Source organism: Rubrivirga sp. SAORIC476 (genome assembly GCF_002283555.1).
Taxonomy (GTDB): Bacteria; Bacteroidota; Rhodothermia; order Rhodothermales; family Rubricoccaceae; genus Rubrivirga.
Genome location: NZ_MVOI01000003.1, coordinates 1,675,732 through 1,699,511 on the forward strand (window position 1 = coordinate 1,675,732; position 23,780 = coordinate 1,699,511).

The 23,780-nt window shown below is 71.2% G+C and carries 16 protein-coding genes; 9 read left to right on the top strand and 7 right to left on the bottom strand.

The features are described from left to right. Positions 1–19: 19 nt before the first annotated feature. The 3 genes from B1759_RS08855 to B1759_RS08865 form a co-directional block, all read right to left on the bottom strand. Positions 20–1,918 (bottom strand): ABC transporter ATP-binding protein, encoded by a 1,899-nt coding sequence (locus B1759_RS08855; protein ID WP_095514649.1) that lies wholly within the window; start codon positions 1,916–1,918, stop codon positions 20–22. Positions 1,919–2,020: 102 nt separating this feature from the next. Beyond that, positions 2,021–4,318 carry a hypothetical protein gene (locus B1759_RS08860; RefSeq protein WP_095514650.1) on the bottom strand — a complete coding sequence of 766 codons (2,298 nt, stop codon included), beginning with the start codon at positions 4,316–4,318 and terminating at the stop codon, positions 2,021–2,023. Positions 4,319–4,551: 233 nt separating this feature from the next. Further along, the gene (locus B1759_RS08865; protein WP_095514651.1) at positions 4,552–5,496 is read right to left on the bottom strand and encodes an MBL fold metallo-hydrolase; all 945 of its coding nucleotides are present in this window, start codon (positions 5,494–5,496) and stop codon (positions 4,552–4,554) included. 70 nt (positions 5,497–5,566) lie between these two features. Here B1759_RS08865 and B1759_RS08870 point away from each other — a divergent pair, with 70 nt between their 5' ends. The 3 genes from B1759_RS08870 (at position 5,567) to B1759_RS08880 (ending at position 9,485) form a co-directional block, all read left to right on the top strand. Beyond that, the gene (locus B1759_RS08870; protein ID WP_158225186.1) at positions 5,567–6,283 is read left to right on the top strand and encodes a CPBP family intramembrane glutamic endopeptidase; all 717 of its coding nucleotides are present in this window, start codon (positions 5,567–5,569) and stop codon (positions 6,281–6,283) included. 114 nt (positions 6,284–6,397) lie between these two features. Beyond that, positions 6,398–8,020 carry an alpha,alpha-trehalase TreF gene (treF, locus tag B1759_RS08875; protein WP_095514653.1) on the top strand — a complete coding sequence of 541 codons (1,623 nt, stop codon included), beginning with the start codon at positions 6,398–6,400 and terminating at the stop codon, positions 8,018–8,020. Positions 8,021–8,156: 136 nt separating this feature from the next. Further along, positions 8,157–9,485 (top strand): sugar porter family MFS transporter, encoded by a 1,329-nt coding sequence (locus B1759_RS08880; RefSeq protein WP_233134392.1) that lies wholly within the window; start codon positions 8,157–8,159, stop codon positions 9,483–9,485. A gap of 42 nt (positions 9,486–9,527) precedes the next feature. Here the strand turns inward: B1759_RS08880 and B1759_RS08885 are convergent, their stop codons facing one another. Next, positions 9,528–9,896 carry an FKBP-type peptidyl-prolyl cis-trans isomerase gene (locus B1759_RS08885; RefSeq protein ID WP_095514655.1) on the bottom strand — a complete coding sequence of 123 codons (369 nt, stop codon included), beginning with the start codon at positions 9,894–9,896 and terminating at the stop codon, positions 9,528–9,530. An 83-nt stretch (positions 9,897–9,979) separates the two neighbouring features. Between B1759_RS08885 and B1759_RS08890 the strand changes: the two genes are divergently transcribed. From B1759_RS08890 to B1759_RS08900, 3 genes are all read left to right on the top strand, one after another. Continuing rightward, positions 9,980–11,806, top strand: a complete 1,827-nt coding sequence (locus tag B1759_RS08890) for a glycoside hydrolase family 13 protein (protein WP_095514656.1) — start codon at positions 9,980–9,982, stop codon at positions 11,804–11,806. A gap of 449 nt (positions 11,807–12,255) precedes the next feature. Further along, a complete protein-coding gene (locus tag B1759_RS08895) occupies positions 12,256–13,371 on the top strand; it encodes a PD40 domain-containing protein (RefSeq protein ID WP_095514657.1) in 1,116 nt (371 codons plus the stop codon). 38 nt (positions 13,372–13,409) lie between these two features. Then, the gene (locus B1759_RS08900) at positions 13,410–14,996 is read left to right on the top strand and encodes an N-acetylmuramoyl-L-alanine amidase (protein WP_095514658.1); all 1,587 of its coding nucleotides are present in this window, start codon (positions 13,410–13,412) and stop codon (positions 14,994–14,996) included. A gap of 112 nt (positions 14,997–15,108) precedes the next feature. Here the strand turns inward: B1759_RS08900 and B1759_RS19250 are convergent, their stop codons facing one another. Next, a complete protein-coding gene (locus B1759_RS19250) occupies positions 15,109–16,533 on the bottom strand; it encodes an alpha/beta hydrolase (protein ID WP_143537320.1) in 1,425 nt (474 codons plus the stop codon). A 267-nt stretch (positions 16,534–16,800) separates the two neighbouring features. Between B1759_RS19250 and B1759_RS08910 the strand changes: the two genes are divergently transcribed. Continuing rightward, positions 16,801–17,121: a hypothetical protein gene (locus tag B1759_RS08910; RefSeq protein WP_095514659.1), complete on the top strand. Its 321-nt coding sequence runs from the start codon at positions 16,801–16,803 to the stop codon at positions 17,119–17,121. Positions 17,122–17,239: 118 nt separating this feature from the next. Further along, the gene (locus B1759_RS08915; RefSeq protein ID WP_095514660.1) at positions 17,240–19,021 is read left to right on the top strand and encodes a hypothetical protein; all 1,782 of its coding nucleotides are present in this window, start codon (positions 17,240–17,242) and stop codon (positions 19,019–19,021) included. A gap of 50 nt (positions 19,022–19,071) precedes the next feature. Here B1759_RS08915 and B1759_RS08920 read toward each other — a convergent pair whose 3' ends face one another. Then, entirely contained in the window at positions 19,072–20,082 is a 1,011-nt protein-coding gene (locus tag B1759_RS08920; RefSeq protein WP_095514661.1) for an LLM class flavin-dependent oxidoreductase, read from the bottom strand. A gap of 171 nt (positions 20,083–20,253) precedes the next feature. Here B1759_RS08920 and B1759_RS08925 point away from each other — a divergent pair, with 171 nt between their 5' ends. Beyond that, the gene (locus B1759_RS08925; protein ID WP_095514662.1) at positions 20,254–22,995 is read left to right on the top strand and encodes an alpha-amylase domain-containing protein; all 2,742 of its coding nucleotides are present in this window, start codon (positions 20,254–20,256) and stop codon (positions 22,993–22,995) included. An 84-nt stretch (positions 22,996–23,079) separates the two neighbouring features. Here B1759_RS08925 and B1759_RS08930 read toward each other — a convergent pair whose 3' ends face one another. After that, positions 23,080–23,769, bottom strand: a complete 690-nt coding sequence (locus B1759_RS08930) for a hypothetical protein (RefSeq protein WP_095514663.1) — start codon at positions 23,767–23,769, stop codon at positions 23,080–23,082. Positions 23,770–23,780: the final 11 nt, after the last annotated feature.

Consider the following 23,780-nt stretch of genomic DNA (forward strand, 5'->3'; position numbering starts at 1 on the left):
AGGCGGACGACTCGCCGTCCTACCGGTACCCCTGCGCCTGCAGCTCGAACAGCTCCGCGTAGCGCTGCCCGTTCGCCAGCAGCTCCTCGTGCGTGCCGACCTCCTCGATGCGGCCTTGTTCGAGGACCAGAATCCGGTCCGCCATGCGGACGGTCGAGAAGCGGTGCGAGATGAGCACGGCCGTCTTGCCCTGCGTGAGGTCCTTGAAACGCTCAAAGACCTCGTACTCGGCGCGGGCGTCGAGCGCGGCCGTCGGCTCGTCCAGAATCAGGAGCTGGGCGTCGCGCATGTAGGCACGGCCGAGCGCCACCTTCTGCCACTGGCCGCCCGAGAGTTCCGTCCCCGTCTTGAAGCGGCGCCCGAGCGTCTGGTCGTAGCCCTCCGGCAGGGACGCGATGACGGCGTCGGCGAGGGAGCGTTCGGCGGCCGTCTCGATGCGCGGTCGGTCGGCCCGCTCCTCGATGCGCCCGACGGCGATGTTCTCGGCCGCCGAGAGATGGTAGCGGACGAAGTCTTGGAAGATGACGCCAACCGCCGACCGCAGGCTGTCGAGGTCGTAGTCCCGCAGGTCGACTCCGTCGAGCAGCACGCGGCCCTCGTCGGGATCGTAGAGGCGCGCGAGCAGCTTGACGAGCGTCGTCTTGCCCGCGCCGTTCTCGCCGACGAGGGCCAGCGCCTCGCCCGCGCGCAGCGTGAACGACAGGTCGCGGACGGCCCAGTGGTCCGAGCCGGGGTACCGGAAGCCGACGCCTTCGAACCGGAAGCCCTCCTGGATCACCTCCGGCACCGGCCGCGCGTCCGGCTTCGAGACGACGGTCGGGACGATGTCGAAGAACGAGAACAAGTCGGCGAGGTAGAGCGCCTGCCCGCTGACGGTCGAGAACGTCTGGAGCATGCTCTGGAGCAGGTTGCGCATCCGCCCGAACGAGCCCGCCAGGAACGTCAGGTCGCCGATGGAGAAGGCGCCCGCCGCCGTCCGGTAGACGATGAACGCGTAGGCGACGTAGTAGCCCAGGCTGCCGACCATCGAGAGGAGCCCGCCCCACGACGCCCGGCGGATGGCGAGCGTCCGGTTGGCGCGGTAGTAGGCGTCGGCGAGGTCGTGGTAGCGCTGAGCGAGGTAGTCGTTGAGGCCGAACACCTTGACCTCCTTGGCCGTCTCGTCGCTCGCGCCGACGTAGCGGAGGTAGTCCAGCTCGCGCCGCTCGGCGGTCCACGAGTAGGCCAGCGAGTAGCTCTGGGCGTTGAAGTGGGCCTCACCCAGGAAGGCCGGGATGAGCGCCACGATCAGCAGCAGCAGCAGCAGCGGCGCGTAGGCCGCCAGACCGATGGCCAGCGTGGCGATGGTGACGGCGTCCTGCGCCTGCCCCAGGATCTGGCTCAGCAGCGTGATCCGGCCGGTCGTCTGCCGCCGGGCGCGCTCCAGGTGGTCGTAGAAGTCGGCGTCCTCGAAGTGGGCGAGGTCGAGGGCCGCCGCGTGGCGCATCAGGCGGACGCTCGTCTCGTTCGTGAACAGGTCGCCCAGGAGCGAGTCCACGAGGGCGGTCGCGCGGGCGAGCAGTTCGGAGAGCACCGCCAGCCCGAACTCGATGGAGATCAGCCACAGGAGCCCGTTCAGCTCGTCGCCCCAGGCCGCCAGCCCGTCGAGCGTGAGGGACGCGCCCGCCAGCCGCACCACCTCGTCCACGATCAGCTTGCCGACGTAGAGCATCGACACCGGCAGCAGCGCGCGGACGAGCCGCAGCGCCAGGCTGGCCGCGAACAGCGACGGGCTGGTCTGCCAGACGAGCCGGAACAGCGGCGGCACGTTGCTCAGCGCGCCGACCCGCTCCTTGATCGAGAGGTTCTTGCCGGCAGCGGCCGCGCCGCGCTGTCCCTTCGGAGGCCTGCCGCCGCCGCGTGATGGATTGGTCGCCATGGCCGCTCACACGCGCTGCGCCGCGCCGGGTTCGCCGATGCCAACCGGCCCGCCCCCTGCGAACGGGGACGGGCCGATGACAGAGACACCGACCTCGATCCGCTACGACGCGATGGTCGGCTGCGGGTCGAGCACCTCGAACACGATCTTGGTCGGCTGCGAGGTCACGAAGTCGATGCTGTCGTAGCTCTGCACGGTCGAGCCCGACCCGAAGTACTGGAGCTCGCGCGCCCACATGTTGCTGGGCTTGAGCACGTACATGCGGACCGTGTAGGCCGTCGAGCCGGAGACCGACTGCGGCGCGTTGGCCGAAAACGAGATGCCCCAGGAGTTCGTCTGGGTCGACTGGGCGGTCAGCTCGACCGAGAAGTCCATCCCGACGAGCGCCTTCTCCGAGAACGTCTCCTCGACGAACACCGCCGAGACCGTCGTCTCGGTGCTCTCGCCGATGTACTCGCTGCCCTGGATGCTCAGCCCGACGAGAGCCATCACCTCGTCGATCTGCTCGTACTCGGACGCCGAGCCTCCTGCCCCGTCAACCGTGAACTCGAGGTAGCCGTCGCCGCCCAGGTCCATCGCGTTCGGGCGGACGATGTTCTCCATGTAGCCGCTCGCATACCCGGGGTCCAGGTTCGCCTGCTCCGACGCCGACAACCCGTCGTAGAGCGCCCGCATCCTGGCGTCGATCTCTGAGGCCTGGTACGTGTCGATGTCGCCGGGCGTGTAGGCGTAGGCCGCGAACTGGCCACTCACCCGGTGCGTGTTGATGTCCTTGACCGTCCGGAAGGCGCTGAAGAGCGGCGCGTCGACGCCGTTCGGGATCACCCCGCTGGCGTCGATGAAGAGCGTCGCCATCTCGACGATGTCCGGCGGGCTGGCCCCGTAGTACTCGCCCGTCGCCCCGATCCGGGCGGTGCCAGAGTCCGGTGGGTCCTGAACAGGGGTCGTGTACACCGTGAAGCCGGACGTCGTCTTGACGGTCTGGGTCGCGGTGGCCTCGCCGACCGGCCCTGCACGGAACTCCGTCTCCTCGGCCACGCCCGCGTCCACCTCGGTCTTGATGCCGAACTGGAGCGTCTCCTTCATCCCGACCTGGTTCGAGGTCTGGCTCGACGCGCCATACGTGTACGCGATGATGGGGCTGTTGAACTGGGAGGGCGCCAACGAGCCGAGGTTCTCGTTGGGGAAGGGGAAGCTGTCCATCAGCGTCGACAGCAGCCGCGACGAGGGGTTCGTCGGCGTCATCCGCGAGACCGACGGCACCATCACCGACTGCCCGTAGAGGCCCACCATCACGCGGATGGAATCGTCGTAGAGGATGAGCCCGTACTGGGCCATCGTGGTCGTGTCGGTGAACGACAGCGAGGTCCCGTCCTGCGTGCCCGAGACCGACTGGTCCGAGACCTGATTGGCAGCGATGAAGATGGGCACGCCCATCACGTCCGTGGACTCGGTCGCACCGTACGGCAGCGTGCTATCCGGCCACTCGAACTGGCTGGTCGGCGGAGTGTTCGTATCGAACGTCCGCTGCCGGAAGTCCCGGTCGCTGTTGGAATAGAGGACGTAGAGCCGGCCAGCCGGATCGCGGGTGATCGAGCACCCGGCCGTGACGCCAGCGAGCGTCTGGATCTTCATCACGTCGGACGAGCCTGTCGAGACCGGCGTCCCGTCGTCTCCGATCTTGTAGAGGATGAAGCGGGCCTTGCCGTCGGTGTTCGAGTAGAACGACGCCAGCATCCAGTTGACGCCGCCCGCCTGCGGGAACCACTCCGCGCTCATCTGGCTGTAGCCTCCGTCGATGTTGGAGTTGTAGGACTGCACGTCGAGGTCGGTGCCCTCTGCACCGGTCCAGGTGCTGCCGGTCATCGACAGGTCGTTCGGGTCCAGGACGAGGCTGTGGAGGTTCATGGAGGAGGTCCCGAACCGCAGCAGCACGATCCGGCTGCCGTCCGGCGTGACGGTCGCCGCGAGCGACGAGCTGGAGCTGTAGTCGCTGCTGCCCGCTCTCACCTTCCACGCGGAGGTCTCGTACGTCCCATCCGCATTGCGGATCATCGCGTAGACATCGTCCGAGTTGCTCGTGCCGTCGACCCAGAAGCAGTACACCTTGCCGCCCAGCTCGACAGCCGCAGTGCCATACCTGGCCTTCAGAGACGCGCCGTTCTTCGTAGAGATGCGGCTAGAGGCGCTCGTCTCGGCCCAGTTGCCGTTGGTGGCGACGCTGGTCGGGTCGCCCTCCTGGAGGCCCGACACGTCGAGGGTGACGAACTGCAGGTTGTTGTTCGCGTCGGACATGAAGTACACCAGCGTGCTCCCCTGAAGCGCGAGGCTGCCCCCGTTGCCGGAGTGCTGGCTTCCCGGGGCCGATGGCTTGAACGTAAACGGAAGAGAGACGGACATGAGAAACGGGGTATGGGCGAGAAGAGGAGACTTTGGAGAAGCCTCACGCCCAACACTAGACGCGACACATCGACCTCTTCTCGCGTGATCACCCCAATCGGACTCCTGAACTCCGATCTCCCGGAATCACACGAGTGCTTCCCTTCTCGCATCTCCCGCGCGCGACCGGGCCGCCCCCTGGAGGCGCTCTGCGCCGCACTTGCGCTCCGCCCCGCACCGAACGGCACGACGGGTTAGAGCCGCACCATCTCGCCCTCCTCCGCCACCCGCATCCCCGCTGCCTCGACGGCCTCGCGGGCCGCCCCGGGCCACAGCGCCGGGTTGGTGTGGTTGAGGTGGATGAACCGCACCTTCGCCCGCTCCCGCGCCGGGAGGTCCGCCAGCCGGTCCATCGTCGTCGTGATGAACGGGTGTGGGAAGCCCGACATGTCGCGACCGGGGATCTCGCCGTCGGCGAAGAACGTCGCGTCGAGGTAGGCCACGTCGACCGTCGCGAGCACGTCTTCGAGGCGCGTCCCGGCGTCGTCCCACTCGTGCCAGCTGTCGATGTCGGGGATGAAGAGCGCCGACCGGTCAGGCCCGTCGATGCGGTAGCCGACGACCTCGGAGAACTCCTGTCGGTGCGGCACGAGGAGCGGCGTCACAGACAGCCCGCCGGCCAGCGGCACGGGGACGCCGTCGGCCAGCTCCCGAATCGCGACGTTCTCGTAGCGGACGAGCTGGCTCCACGGGCCGTTCGTCCGCAGAAACGCGGCCATGCGCGGCATCGCGTGGACGGGGACGCCGCGCGCGCCGAGCGACTCGTGGCCGAGGAACATCAGCCCGGTGTAGTGGCCGATGTGGGCGTGCGTGAGGAAGACGCCGTCGACCGCAGGCCCCTCGGTGCGGGGCGCGACGGCGTCCAGGCGGACCAGCTGCTCGGGCAGGTCGGGTGTGGCCTCGAACAGCCAGCGCCCGCCGCTGGCGGGGTCCACCAGCCCCAGGCTGACGACGAGCCGCCGGTACGCGGGGTCGGACCAGCCCGGCGCGTCGAGGTCGCCGGTCTGCGGCACGCCGCCGTCCTGCCCGATCCCGAGCACGACGACGAACGGCGCCTCGGCGGGCTGGGCGGAGGCGGAGGCCATGAGCAAGGCGACGAGGAGGCCGAGGCGGGGCCCCGCGAGCGGGATCTTCGACATGGCAGCAACCTACCCGACCGCTGGTCCATCTGCATCAGGCCGGGGCGCCCGGCGGCGGATAGCCTGCGGCATGCGCCTTGTGTGGGTCGTCCTGTTCCTCGTCCCCGCGGCTCACGCCCAGACGGTCCGCCTCGCGATCCCGCTCGACCGAGGCGGTCCGGTCCGCGCCGGGCTGGACGCGCGCGCCGTCGCCGAGATGACCGCCGTCGCGCTGACGGGCGTGGGGCACCTCGCGGCGTCGCAGGCGGGCGTATCGAACTGGTACGTGCCCGTCGTGATCGTGGGCTGGGGCGGCTACCTGGGGGCGAGGGCCGCGACCGAGCCCCGGTTTCTGGCCGACCTCGGGCTGACCGGCGAGGCCCTCGGCCGGTCGGCTCGGGACACGGCGCTCCTCTCGGCGGGCGCCGTCGTCGCGATGGGCGCCTACGGGGCCGTCAACGGCTCGCTCCGTGTCGAGCCCTCGCTCGTCCCGCTGCTGGTCCTCTACCCCGCGTGGGGGCTCACGCAGCAACTCCTCGTGCAGGGCTTCGTGACGCGACACCTCGACGCCGCGGGGCTCCCCGCGGTCGCCGTCGTCCCGCTCTCGGCCGCCACCTTCGGGTCGGTGCACCTGCCGAACCTGCCGCTGACCGCGGCCACGACCACCCTCGGCGGGGCCTTCGCGGGCCTCTACCTGCGGGATGGGAACGTCTGGCCGCTCGGCGTCGCGCACGGCGCGCTGGGGACACTGTTCTACGTGTGGGTCCTGGACCGCGACCCGTGGGCCGAGTTTACCGGCCGTGAGTAGCCCCGCCTCGGCATCCCGGCCGACCGGGCCGGCGCCGTGCCCGAGGCAGGCGCGGAAGCCCTGTGGGGCAAGCGCTTTCGTCGGGTGTAGGTTCGAGGACCCTCTCCGCTGCCCATGTCCCGGATCCCGTACGCGGGGCGCCTCCCGTACGCCTCGCTCGCCCTCGCCCTGGTGCTCGTCGGCTGCCAGCCGACCGCCCTCCGCCCGGCCGCGACGTCGCCGTCGGTCTCCGCGGATGGGCTCTATCTCCCCGAGCGGGACCTGGGGCCGCTCTTCCAGGCCGTCCAGCTGGCGCGCGTGTTCGAGGACTCCAAAACGTTTGCCGACGCCCGGCCCCTGGTGCCCCCGGCCGACATCGTGGTCGCCTACGCCGAGGCGAAGGACGCGCCCGGCTTCGACCTCGCGGCCTTCGTAGCGGATCACTTCGAGGCCCCCGGTGCCGTCGGCGAGGGGTACCAGGCCGACCGGTCGCAGACGATGGAGCAGCACATCCGCGCGCTCTGGCCCGTCCTCACCCGGCCCCCGGACGACCCGGCGCGCATCACGTCGCTGATTCCATTGCCCAACTCGTACGTCGTCCCCGGCGGGCGCTTCCGAGAGGTCTATTACTGGGACTCGTACTTCACCTTCCTCGGCCTGGCCGAGAGCGGCGAGACGGCCCTGATGCGCAGCGTGCTCGACAACTTCGCGCACCTCATCGAGACCGTCGGCCACGTGCCGAACGGCAACCGGACGTACTACCTCGGCCGCAGCCAGCCGCCCTACTTCGCGGCGATGGTCGGCCTCTACGCGACCGCCACCGACTCGACGCAGGCGCTCCACTACCTCGACGCGCTGGAGGCCGAGCACGCCTTTTGGATGGAGGGCGCCGACGCCCTCGCGCCCGGCACCGCCCACCGCCGCGTGGTGATGCTGGCCGACGGCACGGTCCTGAACCGCTACTGGGACGACGTGCCCGCGCCGCGGCCCGAGTCCTACCGCGAGGACGTCGAGCTGGCGCAGACGCTCCCGGTGGGCCAGCGCGCCGCGCTCTACCGCAACCTTCGCGCCGCCGCCGAGAGCGGCTGGGACTTCTCCAGCCGTTGGATGCGTGACCCGAGCGACCTGCGGACGCTGGAGACCGTCGACCTGGTGCCGGTCGACCTCAACAGCCTGCTCGTCCACGCCGAGCGGACGATCGGCCGCCTCCACGCGCTGAACGGCGACGCCGCCGAGGCCGCCCGCTGGGCTGCGAGGGCCGCGACCCGGAGCGAGGCGCTCCGCCGGGTCGCCTTCGACGACGAGATGGGCGCCTTCTTCGACGTTCGCTGGCGCACCGGCGAGCGCGTCACCGACCGCCCGACGATGGCGATGGCTGCACCTCTCTACTTCGAGGTTGCCAGCGCCGAAGAGGGCACGAGGACGGCGAGGATGCTGGAACGCGACTTCCTCCAGCCCGGCGGCTTCGTGACGACGCTCATCCCGTCGGGCCAGCAGTGGGATGCCCCGAACGGCTGGCCGCCGCTCCAGTGGCTCGGCGCCGAGGGCGCCCGCCGCTACGGCCGCGCCGACCTCGCCGACACGGCGCGCGCCCGCTGGCTCGCCCAGAACCGCCGCGTCTACCAGGCCACCGGCAAGATGACCGAGAAGTACGACGTGGTGGACATCACCCGACCCGCGGGCGGCGGCGAGTACCCGAATCAAGACGGCTTCGGCTGGACGAACGGCGTCGCGCTCACCTTCAGCGCGCAGGAGTAGGCACGGGCCGACCTCACTCTCCGTACGCGCCCACCCGGCCCCTTCACGGCACGCCCCGCCAACCGCTGCTCCTGACCGCCTCGGCACCTCGACCGAGGCGGCCGCGCCACGACGGACTCACGACCCATCCCCTCGCATGGTTTCCCAACGTCGCCTGATCGGCTGGTCGCTCACCGTCGCCCTCGGCGGCTTCCTCTTCGGCTTCGACACGGCCGTCATCTCGGGGGCCGAGCAGGAGATCCAGGCGCTGTGGGGTCTCAGCGATGCACTGCACGGCCTCGCCGTCGCCATCGCGCTGTACGGGACCGTGATCGGGGCGCTGCTGGGCGGCATCCCGTCGGACCGGCTGGGGCGTCGGGCGACGCTGGTGGGCATCGGCGTGCTGTACCTCGTCTCGGCGGTGGGGTCGGCGCTGGCACCCGAGGTGGTGTCGTTCATGGCGTTCCGCTTCCTGGGCGGGCTGGGCGTGGGCGCGTCGTCGGTGGCGGCGCCGATGTACATCTCCGAGATCGCGCCCCCGGACCGGCGCGGACGGCTGGTGGCGCTGTTCCAGTTCAACATCGTGCTGGGCATCCTGGTAGCCTACGTCTCGAACGTCCTCCTCGGCACGGCCGGGCTGGGCTGGCGCTGGATGATGGGCGTCGAGGCCCTCCCCGCCCTCGCGTTCGCCGTCCTCGTGGCCCGCGTGCCGCGCAGCCCGCGCTGGCTGATCGTGAAGCGCGACCTGGAGGCCGAGGCCCGCGCCATGCTCGACCGCGTCGGCTGGAGCCGGACCGAGGTGGACGGCCTCGTGGCCGACATCCGGGGCTCCGTGATCGGCGAGGCGGCGGGGAAGCAGGCCGGGCTCTTCGCGCCCCAGTTCCGGCGGCCGGTGATGCTGGCGGTGCTGTTCGCGTTCTTCAACCAGCTCTCGGGCATCAACGCGATCATCTACTACGCGCCGCGCATCTTCGAGATGACCGGCCTCGGCGAGGCCGCGGCGCTGCTGTCGAGCGCGGGCGTCGGCCTGGTCAACCTCGTGTTTACGATGCTGGGGCTGGTGGTGATCGACCGGTTCGGGCGGCGGAGCCTGATGCTGGTCGGCTCGGTCGGCCTGATCGCGGCGCTGGCGACGGTCGCGTGGGCGTTCACGACCGAGACGTTCGCCGTCGTGCCGCCGCTGCTGTTCCTCTACATCGCGTTCTTCGCGCTCTCGCAGGGGGCCGTGATCTGGGTGTTCATCTCGGAGATCTTCCCGAACCAGGTCCGCGCGGGCGGGCAGGCCCTGGGCAGCTTCACCCACTGGATCCTCGCGGCCGTCGTCGCCAACGTGTTCCCGGTGATCGCGGGGCGCTTCGGCGGCGGGCCAGTGTTCGCCGTCTTCTGCGGCATGATGGTGCTCCAGCTGGTGTTCGTGTGGTTCGTGATGCCAGAGACGAAGAACACGTCGCTGGAATCGCTGGAGCACGAGCTGATCGCGGACTGACCCCGCCCACCTCGGTGCCGAGGCGGAGGACGTCGCCGCGTGCTACTCGACGATGTCGAGCAGCGTGACCTGGAAGTTCAGGGTCGCGTTCGGCGGGATGCCGGGCGGCGGGTCGGCGCCGTAGCCCTCCTCCGGCGGCACCGACAGCGACTTCGTCTCGCCGACGTGCATCCCCGTGATGCCGCTCTGGAAGCCCTGGATCACCTGATCCAGGTTGAACGTGGCCCGCTCGCTCTCGTCGAACACGGACCCGTCCTCCAGGCGCCCCTTGTAGGCGACGACGACCCTGCTGGTGGGCTCGGCGACGCGCGTCGTGTCGACCGCGACGGCAGCCTCGGGAGCGCCCGGAGGGTCGGCGGGCTCGCAGGCCGCGAGGGCGAGGACGAGCAGCAGGGACGAGACGGTGCGCATGGGTCGGCGTGGAGGAAGCCCCGAACCTAGCACCGCCCGCTCCCGACGCGTCGTTACTTGGCCCTGACGCCCTCCTGACGCCGATGCACCGCCTGCTGCTCCTTCTCGCTCTCCTCCCGCTGGCGGCCACCGCCCAGACCGTCGACCGCGTCGAGCCCGCGTTCTGGTGGACCGGCATGGTCCACGACGAGCTCCAGGTGATGCTCTACGGCGCGGGCGTAGGCACTGCCCGCGTGACGATGGCGCCTCACGCAGGCGTCACGCTGGACCGCGTCACGGCGGTCGACAGCCCCAACTACCTCTTCCTCGACCTCACCGTCGGCGACGCCGCCGAGGCGGGCACGCTGGCCTTCACGCTCGCCGGGCCGGACGGGACGACGACGCTCGACTACGAGCTGAGACCGCGCACGCGCGAGCCGGGGACGTACGCGCAGGGCTTCTCGTCCGAGGACGTCATCTACCTGATGATGCCGGACCGCTTCGCCAACGGCGACCCGTCCAACGACACCATCGCGGGGCTCCTGGAACCCGCCGACCGCTCGAACCCGAACGGCCGCCACGGCGGCGACTTCGCCGGCGTCCAGCAGCGCCTGGGCTACCTCGACGACCTGGGCATGACCGCCATCTGGTTCACGCCGATCTTCGAGAACGACATGACGCCGGCCTACGGCGCCTACCACGGCTACGCGGCGACCGACATGTACGCCACCGACCCGCGCTTCGGCACGATGGACGAGTTCATCGGGCTGGTCGACGCCGTCCACGCCCGCGGCATGACGGTGATCATGGACATGATCCACAACCACATCGGCGACCAGCACTGGTGGATGGCCGACCTCCCGACGCCCGACTGGGTCCACGACTGGGAGGCGGTCGGGCAGACCAACTACACCGGCCAGGCGGCCATCGACCCGTACGCGTCCGACGCCGACCGCCGCCAGTTGGTCGACGGCTGGTTCGTGCGCGAGATGCCGGACCTCGACCAGCGCAACCCGCTCCTGGCGCAGTACCTGCTGCAGAACACCGTCTGGTGGATCGAGCACACCGGCGTCGACGGCATCCGGATGGACACCTACCTCTACCCGGACAAGGCCTACATGGCCCGCTGGGCAGACCACGTGATGACCGAGTACCCGACGTTCAACATCGTCGGCGAGAGCTGGGTGACGAACGTCCCCCACGAGGCCTACTGGCAGGACGGCTTCGCGGCGCCGGGCGACGGCTACGACTCGAACCTGCCCAGCGTCACCGACTTCCCGCTCGCCTTCGCGATGCGCGACGCGCCCGCCGGCCAGCTCTTCCGGTTCTACGAGACGCTGGCGCAGGACCACGTCTACCCGGACCCGAACGCCATGGTGACGTTCTTCGACAACCACGACCTGTCCCGCGCCTTCGGCCAAGACCTCGACGCGCTCCGCCTCGGGCTGGCGCTCCAGCTGACCACGCGCGGCATCCCGCAGCTCTACTACGGCACTGAGATCGCGCTGCCCAATGGCCCGCAGACCGGCGGCGACGGCTACAAGCGCCTCGACATGCCCGGCGGCTGGCCGAGCGACCCGCGCGACGCGTTCACCGAGGCGGGCCGCACGGAGGTCGAGCAGGCGGCCTTCGGGTTCACACGCGCCCTGGCGACGTGGCGCCAGACGGCCGACGTGATCCACCACGGCCGCCTGACCCAGTTCATTCCCCGCGACGACGTCTACGTGTTCTTCCGCTGGGACGAGGAGGACACCGTCATGGTGATCCTCAACACGGCCGAGGAGGCGCGGACGCTGGCCCTCGACCGGTTCGCGGAGCGAATCCTCGATCACACGTCCGGCCGCGACGTGCTGACGGGCGCGACGGTTCGCCTCGGCGAGACGCTGGCGGTGCCCGCGCGCACGCCGATGGTGCTGGAACTGGACCGGTAGCCTCATCCGAGGGCGAAGGTCGAGCGCCGAGAGCCTCAGGGAGGGCTCGGCCGTGGCGCGGCGCGCCCGACCTCGGCGATGCTCCCACCCGCCTCGGCGAAGCGTCGGCGGTGACGTGCGGAACCGGTGGTCCGCACCCCGGTGCCCCGTCCTGCCCCAGGGCGTGTAGCCCCTGAGTCGGAGGCCGATAGTGCATGGATCCTGAGCAGGATCGGCCTGGACTCACACCCTGCACCGATCGGCCTTGCGACCACAAAAGCGGCCAAAACAGCGCACATGGCCGCATTTTCTGTCGATCCCGACCGGCCAGCCGGGCCAGAGACACCAGAGGCGTAGGACAAAGGATGACATCCAATCCCCTAGTTGCTCCGTGCAATCCTTTTCAGAAGGGTAACGATTGCGCCCCAAGCCTCCTGCGACTACCCTTTGCGTGAACTCTTCGTGATGAGGTGATCTCAGGTCTTCTGCTTCCCCCCGCCTCGCGGCGCCCATCACCGGGTCGCCTGCGGGCGCGGACGGTGGCCGGGGCGGCCCTGCTGCTCGCCACCCTGGGTGGCTGCACGACCACCGACGCCCCCCTCCCCGCAGACGAACTGGCGGCCCTGCCCGGCTCGCTCGTCTTCGCCTCCGAGCGCGCCGCCACGCGCGGCGTCTACCGGCTCGACTTCGGCGGCGAGGCGGTCCGCCTGAGCGCACCGGATGCCGACGAGGTGCCGCTGGCGGTCTCCCCCGACGGCGCCGCGCTGGTGGTCGGGCGGGCAGTCCCGGTCGAGGGCGGCGCGCTGGAGCAGCTGGTCCTGCTGGAAGACGGCACGGCGCGTCCGCTCACCCCGCCTCGGCGGCGCGCCCGGCACCCGGCCTGGAGCCCCGACGGCCGGTGGATCGTGTTCGAGTCCGACCTGGACGCGTTCAGCGACGTGTACCGCGTCGACCGCGCGGGCGGCCCCCTGACGCGGCTGACCGACGACCCGGAGGGCAACTTCGAGCCGACGGTCTCGCCGGACGGCGCGGCCATCCTGTTCGCCTCCAGCCGCGACCAGCAGGCCGAGATCTACCGGATGCAGGCCGACGGCGCCACGCAGACCCGCCTTCCTGCGTCGCCCCGCGACGAATGGCGGGCGCGCTGGTCCCCCGACGGGCAGCATGTGGTGGTGCTCAGCAACGAGCGCGGGCGCGACGAGCTCTACCTGATGGACGCCGACGGCGTGGGCCGTCGGCGCCTCAACGCCAGCCGCCCGGACGCGGGCGCGGCCGAGGTCCTCGAAGCCGAGCCCGCATGGTCGCCCGACGGCCGCTCCCTCGCCTACTCCACGCGCAGTCGCACCGGCGCCGGTCAGATCTGGCGCCTCGACCTCGCCGACGGACAGCACCACGCGCTCACCGACTCGACCGCCACCAACGGCGCGCCCGTGTGGTCGCCCGACGGTCGCTACCTCGCCTTCGTGTCCGACCGTGACGGCGACGGCGAGCTCTACGTCATGCGCGCGGACGGCTCCGGCCCGACCCGCCTCACGACTTCGCCCGCCGAAGACTGGATGCCCCTCTGGGTGCCGTCTTCCCCGTGAGCCCCCCCTCGTCCCCCCACCCACCCACCCTCACCCCCATGTCCCTTCGCTCCCTCCGCCTCGGGCTGCCCGTGGCCCTCCTGCTGATCGTCGCTGCGGGCTGTTCCGACAGCCCGTTCTCGCCCTCCGACACGCCGCCCCCCGTCTCCAACGCGGCGCCCCTCGACACCCTGTTCGCCCGCGCGGGCGCCGAGTTCGGCGTTCCGGCGTCCCTCCTCCAGGCCATCGGCTACACCGAGACGCGCTGGGAGATGGTGGTCGGCCACGAGGAGTTCGAGGGCATGCCCGCCGCGTCCGGCATCATGGCGCTCCGCGGCGAGCGCGTCACCGAAGGGGCCCGCCTCGCCGGCGCCTCCGCCGAGGCGGTCCGCACGGAGCCCGCGGCCAACATCCGAGCGGCGGCAGCGCTGCTGAGCCGTTGGGCCGACGAGGAGGGCATCGACCGGACCGACCTCGAAGCCTGGGGCACGGTCGTGGCGCGCTACAGCGGCATCGAGACCCCGGCGGCGCAGGCCGCCTACGTCCGCAGCGACGTGTACGGCGTCCTCCGGTCCGGCACGGTCGTCGAGAAGGCCGACGGCCAGGTGCTCGGCCGCATCCAGGCGACTGCGGTGGGCACCGAGTTGCGAGGCGTCCCGCGGCTCGCGGAGGCCCGCACGATGAGCGCGGACTACGGCCCGGCCATCTGGCGCGCGTCGCCGAACTACAACTCGCGGCCGTCGGGCTACACGCCGGGCATGGTGATCATCCACACGTGTGAGGGCGGCTACGCCGGATGCTGGGGCTGGCTGACCAACTCGCAGGCGGGCACGAGTGCCCACTACGTCGTCAACGAGAGCGGCAGCGAGATCTCGCAGCTCGTCACCGAGGCGAACCGCGCCTGGCACATCGGCGCGAGCTACAACTGCTCGCTGAACGGCAACACCGACTGCAACCTGAACGGCGCCTCCAGCAACCACTTCACGATCGGCATCGAGCACGCGGGCTACGCCTCGCAGTCGTCCTGGAGCGCGGGCCTGCTGCAGGCCTCGGCAGACCTGAGCTGCGACATCAGCGACGACTGGAGCATCCCGCGCGACATCAACCACTTCGTGGGCCACGGGCAGCTCCAGCCCTACAACCGGACCGACCCGGGCGCCAACTGGCCGTGGACGGACTACCTGAACCGGATCAACACGGCCTGCGGCTCGACCCCGCCGCCGTCGGGCACCATCATCGTGGACAGCAACAACTCGCTCAACGACACCAACGTGGGCTACATCTCGCAGTCGAGCAACTGGTCCTCGTCGAGCCACAGCACCGACTACGAGACGGGCTACTGGTGGGCGCAGACGGCCGCCGTCTCGGACGGCGCCACGTTCTGGTTCTACCTCCCGACGGCCGCCACCAAGACCATCGACGCGTGGTGGGTGGCGGGCACCAACCGCTCCTCGACGGCGCCCTTCCTGATGTACAACGCCGGGGGCAGCCAGGTGGGCTCGACGAGCGCCAACATGAAGTCGAACGGCGGCAAGTGGAACACGCTCGGGACGTACTCCTTCACGGCGGGCTGGAACCGCGTGGTCCTCTCGCGCTGGACCACGTCCGGCTCGGTCGTCATCGCGGACGCCGTTCGGATCCGGTAGCGGACGTCGCCATCTCCCCCGCCTCGGCGCCGAGGCGGGGGAGGGCCGACGGTGGCGAGGCCTGGAGGAGACGAGGGCGTACAGCCTTCCTCCCCTCCAGGCCTCTGCGCGTTTACTCCTCCGGGGGGAAGAGGAAGCGCAGCATGTCGGGCGCGCGGGCCTGCCACGCGCGCGTCTCGTGCCCGGCCCCCTCGGCCTCGACGTAGCGGACGAGCGCCTCGTCCCAGCCGGTCTCGACGAGCAGCGCCGCCAGTCGCCGCGCATCGGGCACCATCGTGTCGGTCTCCTCGGTCCCGATGTCGACCCAGACGCGCTGGCCGAGCGGCGGCGTGGCCGCGGCGACGGTCGCGAGCAGCGTCCGGCCGTCCCACCAGACCGACGGCGACGCGACGAGCAACCGCCCGAACACGTCGGGACGCGTGAGGCCGAGGTGCATCGTGATGAGGCCGCCCAGCGAGGACCCGCCCAGGCCCGTGTGGGCCGCGTCCGGGATCGTCCGGTAGCGGGCGTCGATCATCGGCTTGACGGTGTCGACGAGGAGCGCGCCGTAGGTGTCTCCCAGGCCGCCCTGCGACGGCTTCGTGGCGACGATCTGCGGGACGGCGCCGGAGGCGTCGCGCTCGAACGCGAACGTGATGCCCGCCTGGGGGAGGAAGAACCGTCCGTCGTCGAGCGCCTCCAGCCGCTGGTGACTGCCCTCGCCCGGCACGTCCACGATCAAGCCGCCGGCGTCGGCCCGGACTCCCAGCGTGTCACCGTCGTCGACGAAGGTGCCCGTGAGCGCCCCGAGGCGGCCTGTACCGGTGGGCGGCGCGACGCGGGTCAGGACACGGCGCCACACCTGGACGGTGGGCGTGTACTCGTCGATGCGCCGGTCCGTGTTGGCCACCCCGACGATGATCAGGGGCTCGATCTCGCCCGCCTCGATGAGCGCCTGCGCGGCCTCGTCCATGCCCCACTCGGCCCCGGCCTCGGTGCCGAACACGCTCGCGCCGTCGTGGAGGTAGAGCACCGGGTAGCGGCGGTCGCCCTCGGCATAGCCCGGCGGCAGGTACACGTGGACGTCGCGCGCCGCCAGCCCGGCGCCCTCGACGCCCGCGAGGGTCTCGACGTGGCCCGTGAGCGTCGGCGGAGGGAGTACTGGACGGTCGCCCCAGGCGAGCACGAGGTCGGCGCCGACGCCGGGGCGCAGGGTGACGCCGTGGTTCGGCCCCTCCTGCCATCCCCCGTTGGGCGCGTCGCCGTCGCCATCGTCCACCTTGATCTTGAGGTCGACGCGGACGCTGTCGCCGGACACCTCGAACGGGACGGCGAGCGTGTAGAGGCCGTCGCCGTCGGGGTCGAGCGCGGGCGTGGTCGCGCTCCAGGACAGCGGCGCCGTGCTCCCCCGGAGGCCGACGGTCTCGGTCGTGGGGTCGAGCCAGCCCGCCGCGACCGCTTCCCGGAGGTCCAGTGTGGCGCGGAGCGTGGCCGAGCCCTGAGCGGCGGCGACAGGCACGAGGACAGCGAGCAGGGCACAGCGAGAGAGGACGCGCATCGGTCGATCGGCGAGTGGAGGGCAACCTACGCGCGGTGCACAGGCCCCTCTGAGACACCGGACGGGGGGCATCGTCGCCCTGGAGCGCGCGCGGACCCGGCTCGCCACCTCGCGCCGCCCTCGCGTTCACCCATCTCGTGCAATCTCACGAATCACGCCAAGGATCCTTGTATATCGCCACAAAACTCCTACCCTGATGCCATCTCGTGAACAGGAACCGCGGCCTCGTCACCAGACACCCCTCCTCAAATCAGCCCGAACACTCTTATGTCTGGAAGCAAAACCCTCCGAAACGAAACCGGCTACCCGGTCCAGGTCATCCTCGACGTCCGCAAGGGTAGCGACCCGAAGGACCACCTCACCAACGTCGACGTGTCGCTCGATGCGGGCGAGACCAAGACCGTCCAGTACGGCGACGACGCCAACCCGTACCTGAACGGCGTCCGCTACGAGTACGACGCGAACGGCGCGATGGTGCGCATCATGCAGCAGGTCACCTCGCGCGGCAGCGCCTGGGACGACACGATGAACACCAACAGCACGCTCACGCTGCACGCCATGAGCGAGCCCGTTCAGGGCTCCAACTGAGCGACCAGCGCCCGTTTCTGGGGCGGCGTCCGAGAGGGCGCCGCCCTTTTTCTATGGGGCTGTGAGCCCGCCACACGCGGCCTTCCGCTTGTGAGGGTACCTCTTCCTCTCGACACGGATGCCGCTTGCTCCTCGCCTTCTCGCTCTCGGGCTCCTGCTCGCCCTCTCCGCATCCGCGCAGCCGACCTTTGTCACGACCGTCGGTGGCTCTGACGACGACGTGCCGACCTCGGTCGCCCTCGCGCCGGACGGCACCGTCTACGTGGCGGGCGCCTTCGAGCGGACCGTCGACTTCGACCCGGCAGACCCGAATGACGCCGAGGACACGTTCACGGCAGCGGGCAACACCTCCGACGGGTACCTCGCCAGCTACGCCGCCGACGGCGCCTTCCGCTGGGCGATCCCGCTGAGCGGAACGAGCGTGGACGCCGTCAACGGTGTCGCCACGGACGGCGAGCGCGTCGTGGTGGTCGGCCAGTTCCGGAGCGCCGAGTTCGACGCCGACCCCGGACCGGGCACGGCGACCATCGCGCGGTCCGGAGAAACGGACGGGTTCGTGGCCGCCTACACCACCGACGGTGACTACCTGTGGGCCTTCCCCCTCGGCGGTCCGGATCTCGACGTGCTCCGCTCGGTCGCCCTCGACGACGGGGACGTGTTCGTGGGCGGCCTCCTCGAAGGCATCGTGGACCTGGACCCCTCCGCAGGGGAGGCGATCGTCGGGCAGGCGTTCCGGTACGGGCTCCTCGTGGGGTCCTATCGCGCCAGCGACGGCGCCTACCAGTGGGGCATCGCCCCCATCGCGACCACGACCCTCTCGTTCCCCCTCGGCCTCGCCGTCGACGGCGTCCGCGTGTACACGACGGGGCAGTTCGCGGGGACGACCGACTTCGACGCAGGCCCGGGGGTGGCCGAGCTGACCAGCACGGACGCGAGCACCTCGCAGCCACAGGACGCCTACCTCGCGGCGTACCGTCGCACCAACGGCGCCTTCCTGTGGGCCGGCGCGCTTGGCGGCCCGAACAACCAGTACGGCAACGCCATCGCCTCCGACGGCACGCGCGTCTACGTCGGCGGGCGAGTGGCCGGGACGGTGGACTTCGACCCGGGCGCGGGCGTCGAGGAGCACACCGTCGACCAGAGCCAGGGCGACGTGTTCGACCCCTTCATCGCGGCGTACCGCGCTCCCACGGGCGCCTTCCTGTGGGCCAACCCCATCGCCTCGACCGCCCCGGGCTCCGGCAGCGAATCGGCGGCGGCCGTCGCCGTCGTAGGGCCGTACCTCTACGCCGCCGGGCAGATCGTCGGCACGGCCGACTTCGACGCGGGACCGGGGACTGCAGAGGCTGGAGCGGCCGGGTTCGACGACGCGTTCATCGCCGCATACGTGCCGGCGACGGGGGCCTTCGTCCAGGCAGACCTGCTCAGTGGGACGGGCAACGAGCGGGCGACGGCGGTCGCCATCGGCACCGACGACGTGGTGGTCGCGGGGGTCTTCACCACCTTCGCCGCGGGCGTGTTCGTGGACTTCGACCCCGGACCGGGCGAGGAGCTTCGGCGCACCAACGGCGGCACGGACACCTTCGTGGCGGCCTACCCACTCCACCTCGTCGTGCCCACCGAGATCAGTCCGGAGGCCAAGCCGTTGGACGTCTCGGTCCGCCCCAACCCGTCGGCGGGCGGCGCGATGCTCCGCGCGCGGGCCGCACCCGGCGAGCGGCTCGACGGGGTCCTGATCGATGCGCTCGGCCGACGCGTGGCGGCGCTTTTCGCAGGCACGACACCGGGCAGCGGGACCGTCGAGGTGCGCCTGCCCGACGGCCTCGCGCCGGGGACCTACCTCGTCCGCGTGCAGGGCGCCGATGGCGTCCGGAGCCTGCCGGTGACGATCATGCGCTGACCCGTCCCCCCTCGACTTCCTGGTCGAGCGAGTCGCCGAGGCGGCCGGGGCTACGCGGCGACCTCGGCCTCGATGCCGAACGCCTCGGCGACCAGTTCGAACGAGCGCAGCCGCGCGTCTGGGTCGAACACGTTCGTGGTCAGCATGACCTCGTCGGCGCCGGCGGCCTCGGCGCGACGGGTGAGTTCGGCGCGCACCGTCTCCGGGTCGCCGACGACGGCCATCTGGCGGTACAGCGCGACCGCCTGCGCCTCGGCGGGCGAGTAGTCGTGGGCGAGCGCCTCCTCGGGCGACGGCAGCGGCTCGAAGCGGCCCGTGCGGATGCGCGCCCAGGCCAGCTCCATCGTGCTCGCCAAGCGGCGCGCCTCGGCATCGGTCTCGGCGCAGACGACGGTCGCGGCCAGGATGGCGTGTGGCACGGGGAACGCCGCCGACGGCTCGAACGCATCGCGGTAGGCCCGGAAGGCCGGCTCGGCGGGCGTCGGCGAGAAGTGGCTCGCGAAGGCGTAGCCCAGACCGTTGGACCCGGCGAACTGGGCGCTCGCTCCGCTCGACCCCAGCAGCCAGATCGGCGGCAAGTCCACGCCCACCGGCGTCACGCGGACCCCCGCGAACGGGTGGTCTGCTGGGAAGCCGCCGCGCGACAGCGTGACCAGCTCGGCGAGCTGGTGCGGGAACTGCTCAGCGTCGAACGAGCGGAGCGCGCGGATGTGGGTCGGGTCGGTGCCCGGCGCGCGGCCCAGCCCCAGGTCGATGCGGTCCGGGAAGAGCGCCGCCAGCGTGTGGAACCGCTCGGCGACGAGCAGGGGCGCGTGGTTCGGCAGCATCACCCCGCCCGACCCGACGCGGATGCGCTCGGTCTGCGAGGCGACGTGCCCGATGATGATCTCGGGCGCCGAACTCGCGATGCTGGGCATCCCGTGGTGCTCGGCGTACCAGACGCGCGCGTAGCCGAGGCGGTCGGCCAACTGTGCGAGGTCGACGGTGCGACGGAGGGCCTCGGAGGCCGTCCCGCCGGACGTGATGGGGACGAGGTCGAGGACGGAGAGCGAGAGGGACATGGGAGCGGTGTCGTTTCGCCTGAAACGCAGCGCGCCGAGGTCCCGGTCCGCCCGCCCCGCCGTCTTCACGAGCGCGCCCGCCTCGGCGCCGAGGCGAGCGGGGTGACGCCCAGTTGACAGAACCGCCTCCTGTAGAGACCTTCTCACTCCATGTAACCGCTTCCATAGCCCATGCGCGGACGCCTCGTTCTCTTCGCCCTCCTGCTGGCCGCGCTGGCGGCTCCCGCCGACGCCCAGGACCGGGTCCTCATGCAGGGCTTCTACTGGGACGCCCAGCCCGGCGGCGTCTGGTACGACTCGCTGACCACGCAGGCCTCCCGCCTGGGGTGGGCCGGGTTCGACGCCATCTGGCTGCCGCCGCCCACCAAGGGCGCCGCGAGTGGCTCCGACGTCGGCTACACGCCCTACGACTACTACGACCTCGGGGGCTACGACAGCTGCGGCGGCGACTACACGGAGGGCACCGGGAGTTGCCTCCCCACCCGCTACGGCACCGAGGCGGGACTCCGCGAGGCCATCGCCACGCTCCAGGGGCACGGCCTGGAGGTCTACGCCGACGTGGTCCTCAACCACCGCTCGGGCGGCACCCTCGAAGACAACGTCTACGGCAACTACTACACCGGCGGCGGATCTCTCTACAGTGAGGACGGACGGACGTACACCGCCTTCCCGCTCACGAACGGCTCCGGCCGCGTGGCCTGGACCGACGGCGACGAGTTCTTCTTCCCCAACGGGGCCAACAACCCCGACAACACGTTCGACTTCTACTCCGACAGCCAGCTGGCTGGCTTCCACCAGCTCTACGTCAACTCGTTCGCCTACGACAACGCGCTCCACGACGGGAGCGGCGCCAACCTCGCCCTCGGCGATAGCCTCATCGCCTGGGGCGAGTGGCTGACCACCGAGCTCGGCCTCGACGGCTACCGGTTCGACTTCGTCAAGGGTCTCCACCCGGACTACCTCCGGCGGTTCGTCGACGCGCCCGCCATGCAGGGCAAGTTCCACGTCCACGAGCTCTACGACGGCGACCTCGGCCGCCTCCAGACCTACCTCGGGCAGCTCGCGGGCTCGGTCCGCGCCCCGGCCGTGTTCGACTTCAACCAGCGCTTCGCCTACCGCGACGTGCTCGACAACGGAGCCCCCATCTTCACCTGGCACGACACCGGGCTCCACAACCAGTTCGGCGTCCCGTTCGACCAGATCGTCACATTCGTCGACAACCACGACTTCGACCGGACCAACTACGAAGGGCAGGTCACGATCGACGGGCACGCCCCGGTCGTGAACAACAAGATGCTGGCCTACGCCCACATGCTCACGCACCCGGGCATGGCGTCGGTCTGGTGGCGCGACTACTACCACTACAACCTCGCCGGCCCGATCGACGAACTCGTCGCCATCCGGAAGGCCTTCGCCTCGGGCGCCTACTACGCGCTCACGCGGGGCTCGACGGGCGGCCCGTTCTGGCCGACGTCCAACCCGCCCAACCCGTGGGAGTCGCTCTACGTCGGGCAACGGAACGGCGACGGGCCGGGCCGCGGGCTCATCGTCGCCATCAACAAGCACCCCGACCAGTGGGCGGAGGTCTTCGTCACGCAGCAGAACGGCGCCTGGACGGGCCAGGTGCTGAAGGACCTGACCGGCAACGCGGGCGGCGGTACCACGGAGGTCTTCGGCGACAACCGGGTCCGCCTCTGGGCCCCGCCGCAGTCGTACACCGTCTGGGTGCCGACCAGCTACACGCTGCCGGACGCAGGCCCCGTACCCGCCTCCGACGCGCCGTCCTACTTCGGCATCGACGCCTCGTCGCTCGACGCCCCGGCCGCCAGCGTGGTCACGGTGGGCACGCCGATCTCGGTCGGCGTCACGGCCTACGTGCACGGCAAGACCAACGCGGTGGGCGCGGCGCCCGGCGTCGTGGCCGAGATCGGCTGGGGGACGCCCGGCACCGACCCGGCGACGTGGACCGACTGGCAGGCCGCCAGCTACACCGGCGAGGCCGGACCGTCGGATCGCTTCGAGGCGTCCCTCACGCTCCCCGTCGGGGTGGTGGACCTCGCCGCACGTGTCAGCTACGACGGACAGCCGGCGCGCACCGTCGGCCTGGGCGGGTTCTGGAACGACGCCCGCAACCCGTCGGCGGAGGCCGTCGTGTTCGACCCCGGCGCCGGTTCCTTTGACGGGGGCGGCCGCGTGGAGTCGCCCCCGGGCAGCTATCCCGCGGCCCCCGCGCGGCCGTCTCGCTCGCGCGTGGCGCTCGACCTTCGCTACGAGGCCGGGCAGGCGACCGGCGAGGTGACCCTCCGCACGCGAGGGGCCCCGTACTCGTTCACGTCGACGGCGCTCGACTGGATCGTCATCGACGGGCGGGACGCGAGCGTCCGCGGCACCGCCACCACCATCGGCGCCGACCCGGTGACGTTCCTGATCACGGCACGGGACGGCGAGACGGTCGGCAACGAGGGCGACCGGCTCCGCATCCAGGTCTGGCACGCCGACGGCAGCGTCCTCTACGACAACCTCCCCAGCGCGTCCTATGGCGAGATGTCGGCGCTCGCGGGCGGCAACCTGACCGCCCGCCCGCCTGCCCCGGCGGAACGCGCGGGCGGCCCCGCGACGCGCCTGTCGACCGCGGCGACCGCCCTCCCCGAGGCCCTGACGCTCGCGGCGCCGTTCCCCAATCCGAGCCGTTCCTCGGCGACGCTCCGCTTCGGCGTCCCCGCCGACGGCCCCGTCGAGGTGGTCGTGGTGTCGGTGCTGGGTCAGGAGGTGGCGCGGCTGGCCGACGGCGCATACCCGGCCGGCTGGCACACGGCGACCGTCGACACGGACGACCTGGCGCCGGGCGCCTACCTCGTCGTGATCCGCGCCGGTGCCGTCCGCCAGACGCAGCGGCTGGTGGTCGTGCGATAAGCCTTCGCCCCCCTCGGCCCCGTTCGGGGGCCGGGGGCGGGCAACGCCCCGCTCTCCCCGATACCCGAGAGGGCGCGGGCTGCGTCAGTTCTGCGGGTAGCGCTCCAGTTGGAGCGTCTCGCTCGGCCGCGACAGCGTCAGCTGGTCTCCGTCGAGCGCCAGTCGGTACGCATCATAGTGCGGGACCTCGCCCTGCGCGCTCCGCTCCGGGGAGAGCTTCTCCCACATCAGGAGATAGGGGCCGGTCTGGGCATAGCGCTGCGGACGAGCGCTCCCGGGGACCGTCTGCACCGTCCCATCGGGCAGGAAGCGGATCCCGACCTCGACCATGATGCCGGCCCCGTCGTTCACGTACCCGGCACTCCACGCTCCGGCGAGGCCGGACGGCACCGTCGGCGAGTCGGATCGCTGGAGGACCGTCGTGACCACGGTGTCGTCCAGCTGCTCGTAGTCGATCGTCAGCGTGTCGCCCGCCAGACGGTAGCGCGTGTCGAGGGTGTCGGCCAGGACCAGCCGGTCGCCCTTCACGCGGGCCGCCATGGTCTCGCGCCAGCCCATCCATGCGTCCTCCCATCGCGAGACCGTCGTCCAGATCACCTCGGAGTCGGTGAAGGTCGTCGCGGTGTAGAGGACCTCCAGGGAGCCCGCGTCTCCCTCAGCGACCGATTCGAGGCCGTCGGCCGAGTCCCAGGTGCCGCGCAGGGCGTCCGGCACCTGCGCGCTCGCGGCGACCGCTACGCCGAGCGCCAGCGACAGCAGGGCGAGCCGAGCCACGGGCCTCGCCA

Coding starts and splice junctions, on each gene's coding strand:
- B1759_RS08855 (WP_095514649.1), bottom strand. CDS start 1,918: ATGGCGACCAATCCATCACGCGGCGGCGGCAGGCCTCCGAAGGGACAG.
- B1759_RS08860 (WP_095514650.1), bottom strand. CDS start 4,318: ATGTCCGTCTCTCTTCCGTTTACGTTCAAGCCATCGGCCCCGGGAAGC.
- B1759_RS08865 (WP_095514651.1), bottom strand. CDS start 5,496: ATGTCGAAGATCCCGCTCGCGGGGCCCCGCCTCGGCCTCCTCGTCGCC.
- B1759_RS08870 (WP_158225186.1), top strand. CDS start 5,567: ATGCGCCTTGTGTGGGTCGTCCTGTTCCTCGTCCCCGCGGCTCACGCC.
- treF (WP_095514653.1), top strand. CDS start 6,398: ATGTCCCGGATCCCGTACGCGGGGCGCCTCCCGTACGCCTCGCTCGCC.
- B1759_RS08880 (WP_233134392.1), top strand. CDS start 8,157: ATGGTTTCCCAACGTCGCCTGATCGGCTGGTCGCTCACCGTCGCCCTC.
- B1759_RS08885 (WP_095514655.1), bottom strand. CDS start 9,896: ATGCGCACCGTCTCGTCCCTGCTGCTCGTCCTCGCCCTCGCGGCCTGC.
- B1759_RS08890 (WP_095514656.1), top strand. CDS start 9,980: ATGCACCGCCTGCTGCTCCTTCTCGCTCTCCTCCCGCTGGCGGCCACC.
- B1759_RS08900 (WP_095514658.1), top strand. CDS start 13,410: ATGTCCCTTCGCTCCCTCCGCCTCGGGCTGCCCGTGGCCCTCCTGCTG.
- B1759_RS19250 (WP_143537320.1), bottom strand. CDS start 16,533: ATGCGCGTCCTCTCTCGCTGTGCCCTGCTCGCTGTCCTCGTGCCTGTC.
- B1759_RS08910 (WP_095514659.1), top strand. CDS start 16,801: ATGTCTGGAAGCAAAACCCTCCGAAACGAAACCGGCTACCCGGTCCAG.
- B1759_RS08915 (WP_095514660.1), top strand. CDS start 17,240: ATGCCGCTTGCTCCTCGCCTTCTCGCTCTCGGGCTCCTGCTCGCCCTC.
- B1759_RS08920 (WP_095514661.1), bottom strand. CDS start 20,082: ATGTCCCTCTCGCTCTCCGTCCTCGACCTCGTCCCCATCACGTCCGGC.
- B1759_RS08925 (WP_095514662.1), top strand. CDS start 20,254: ATGCGCGGACGCCTCGTTCTCTTCGCCCTCCTGCTGGCCGCGCTGGCG.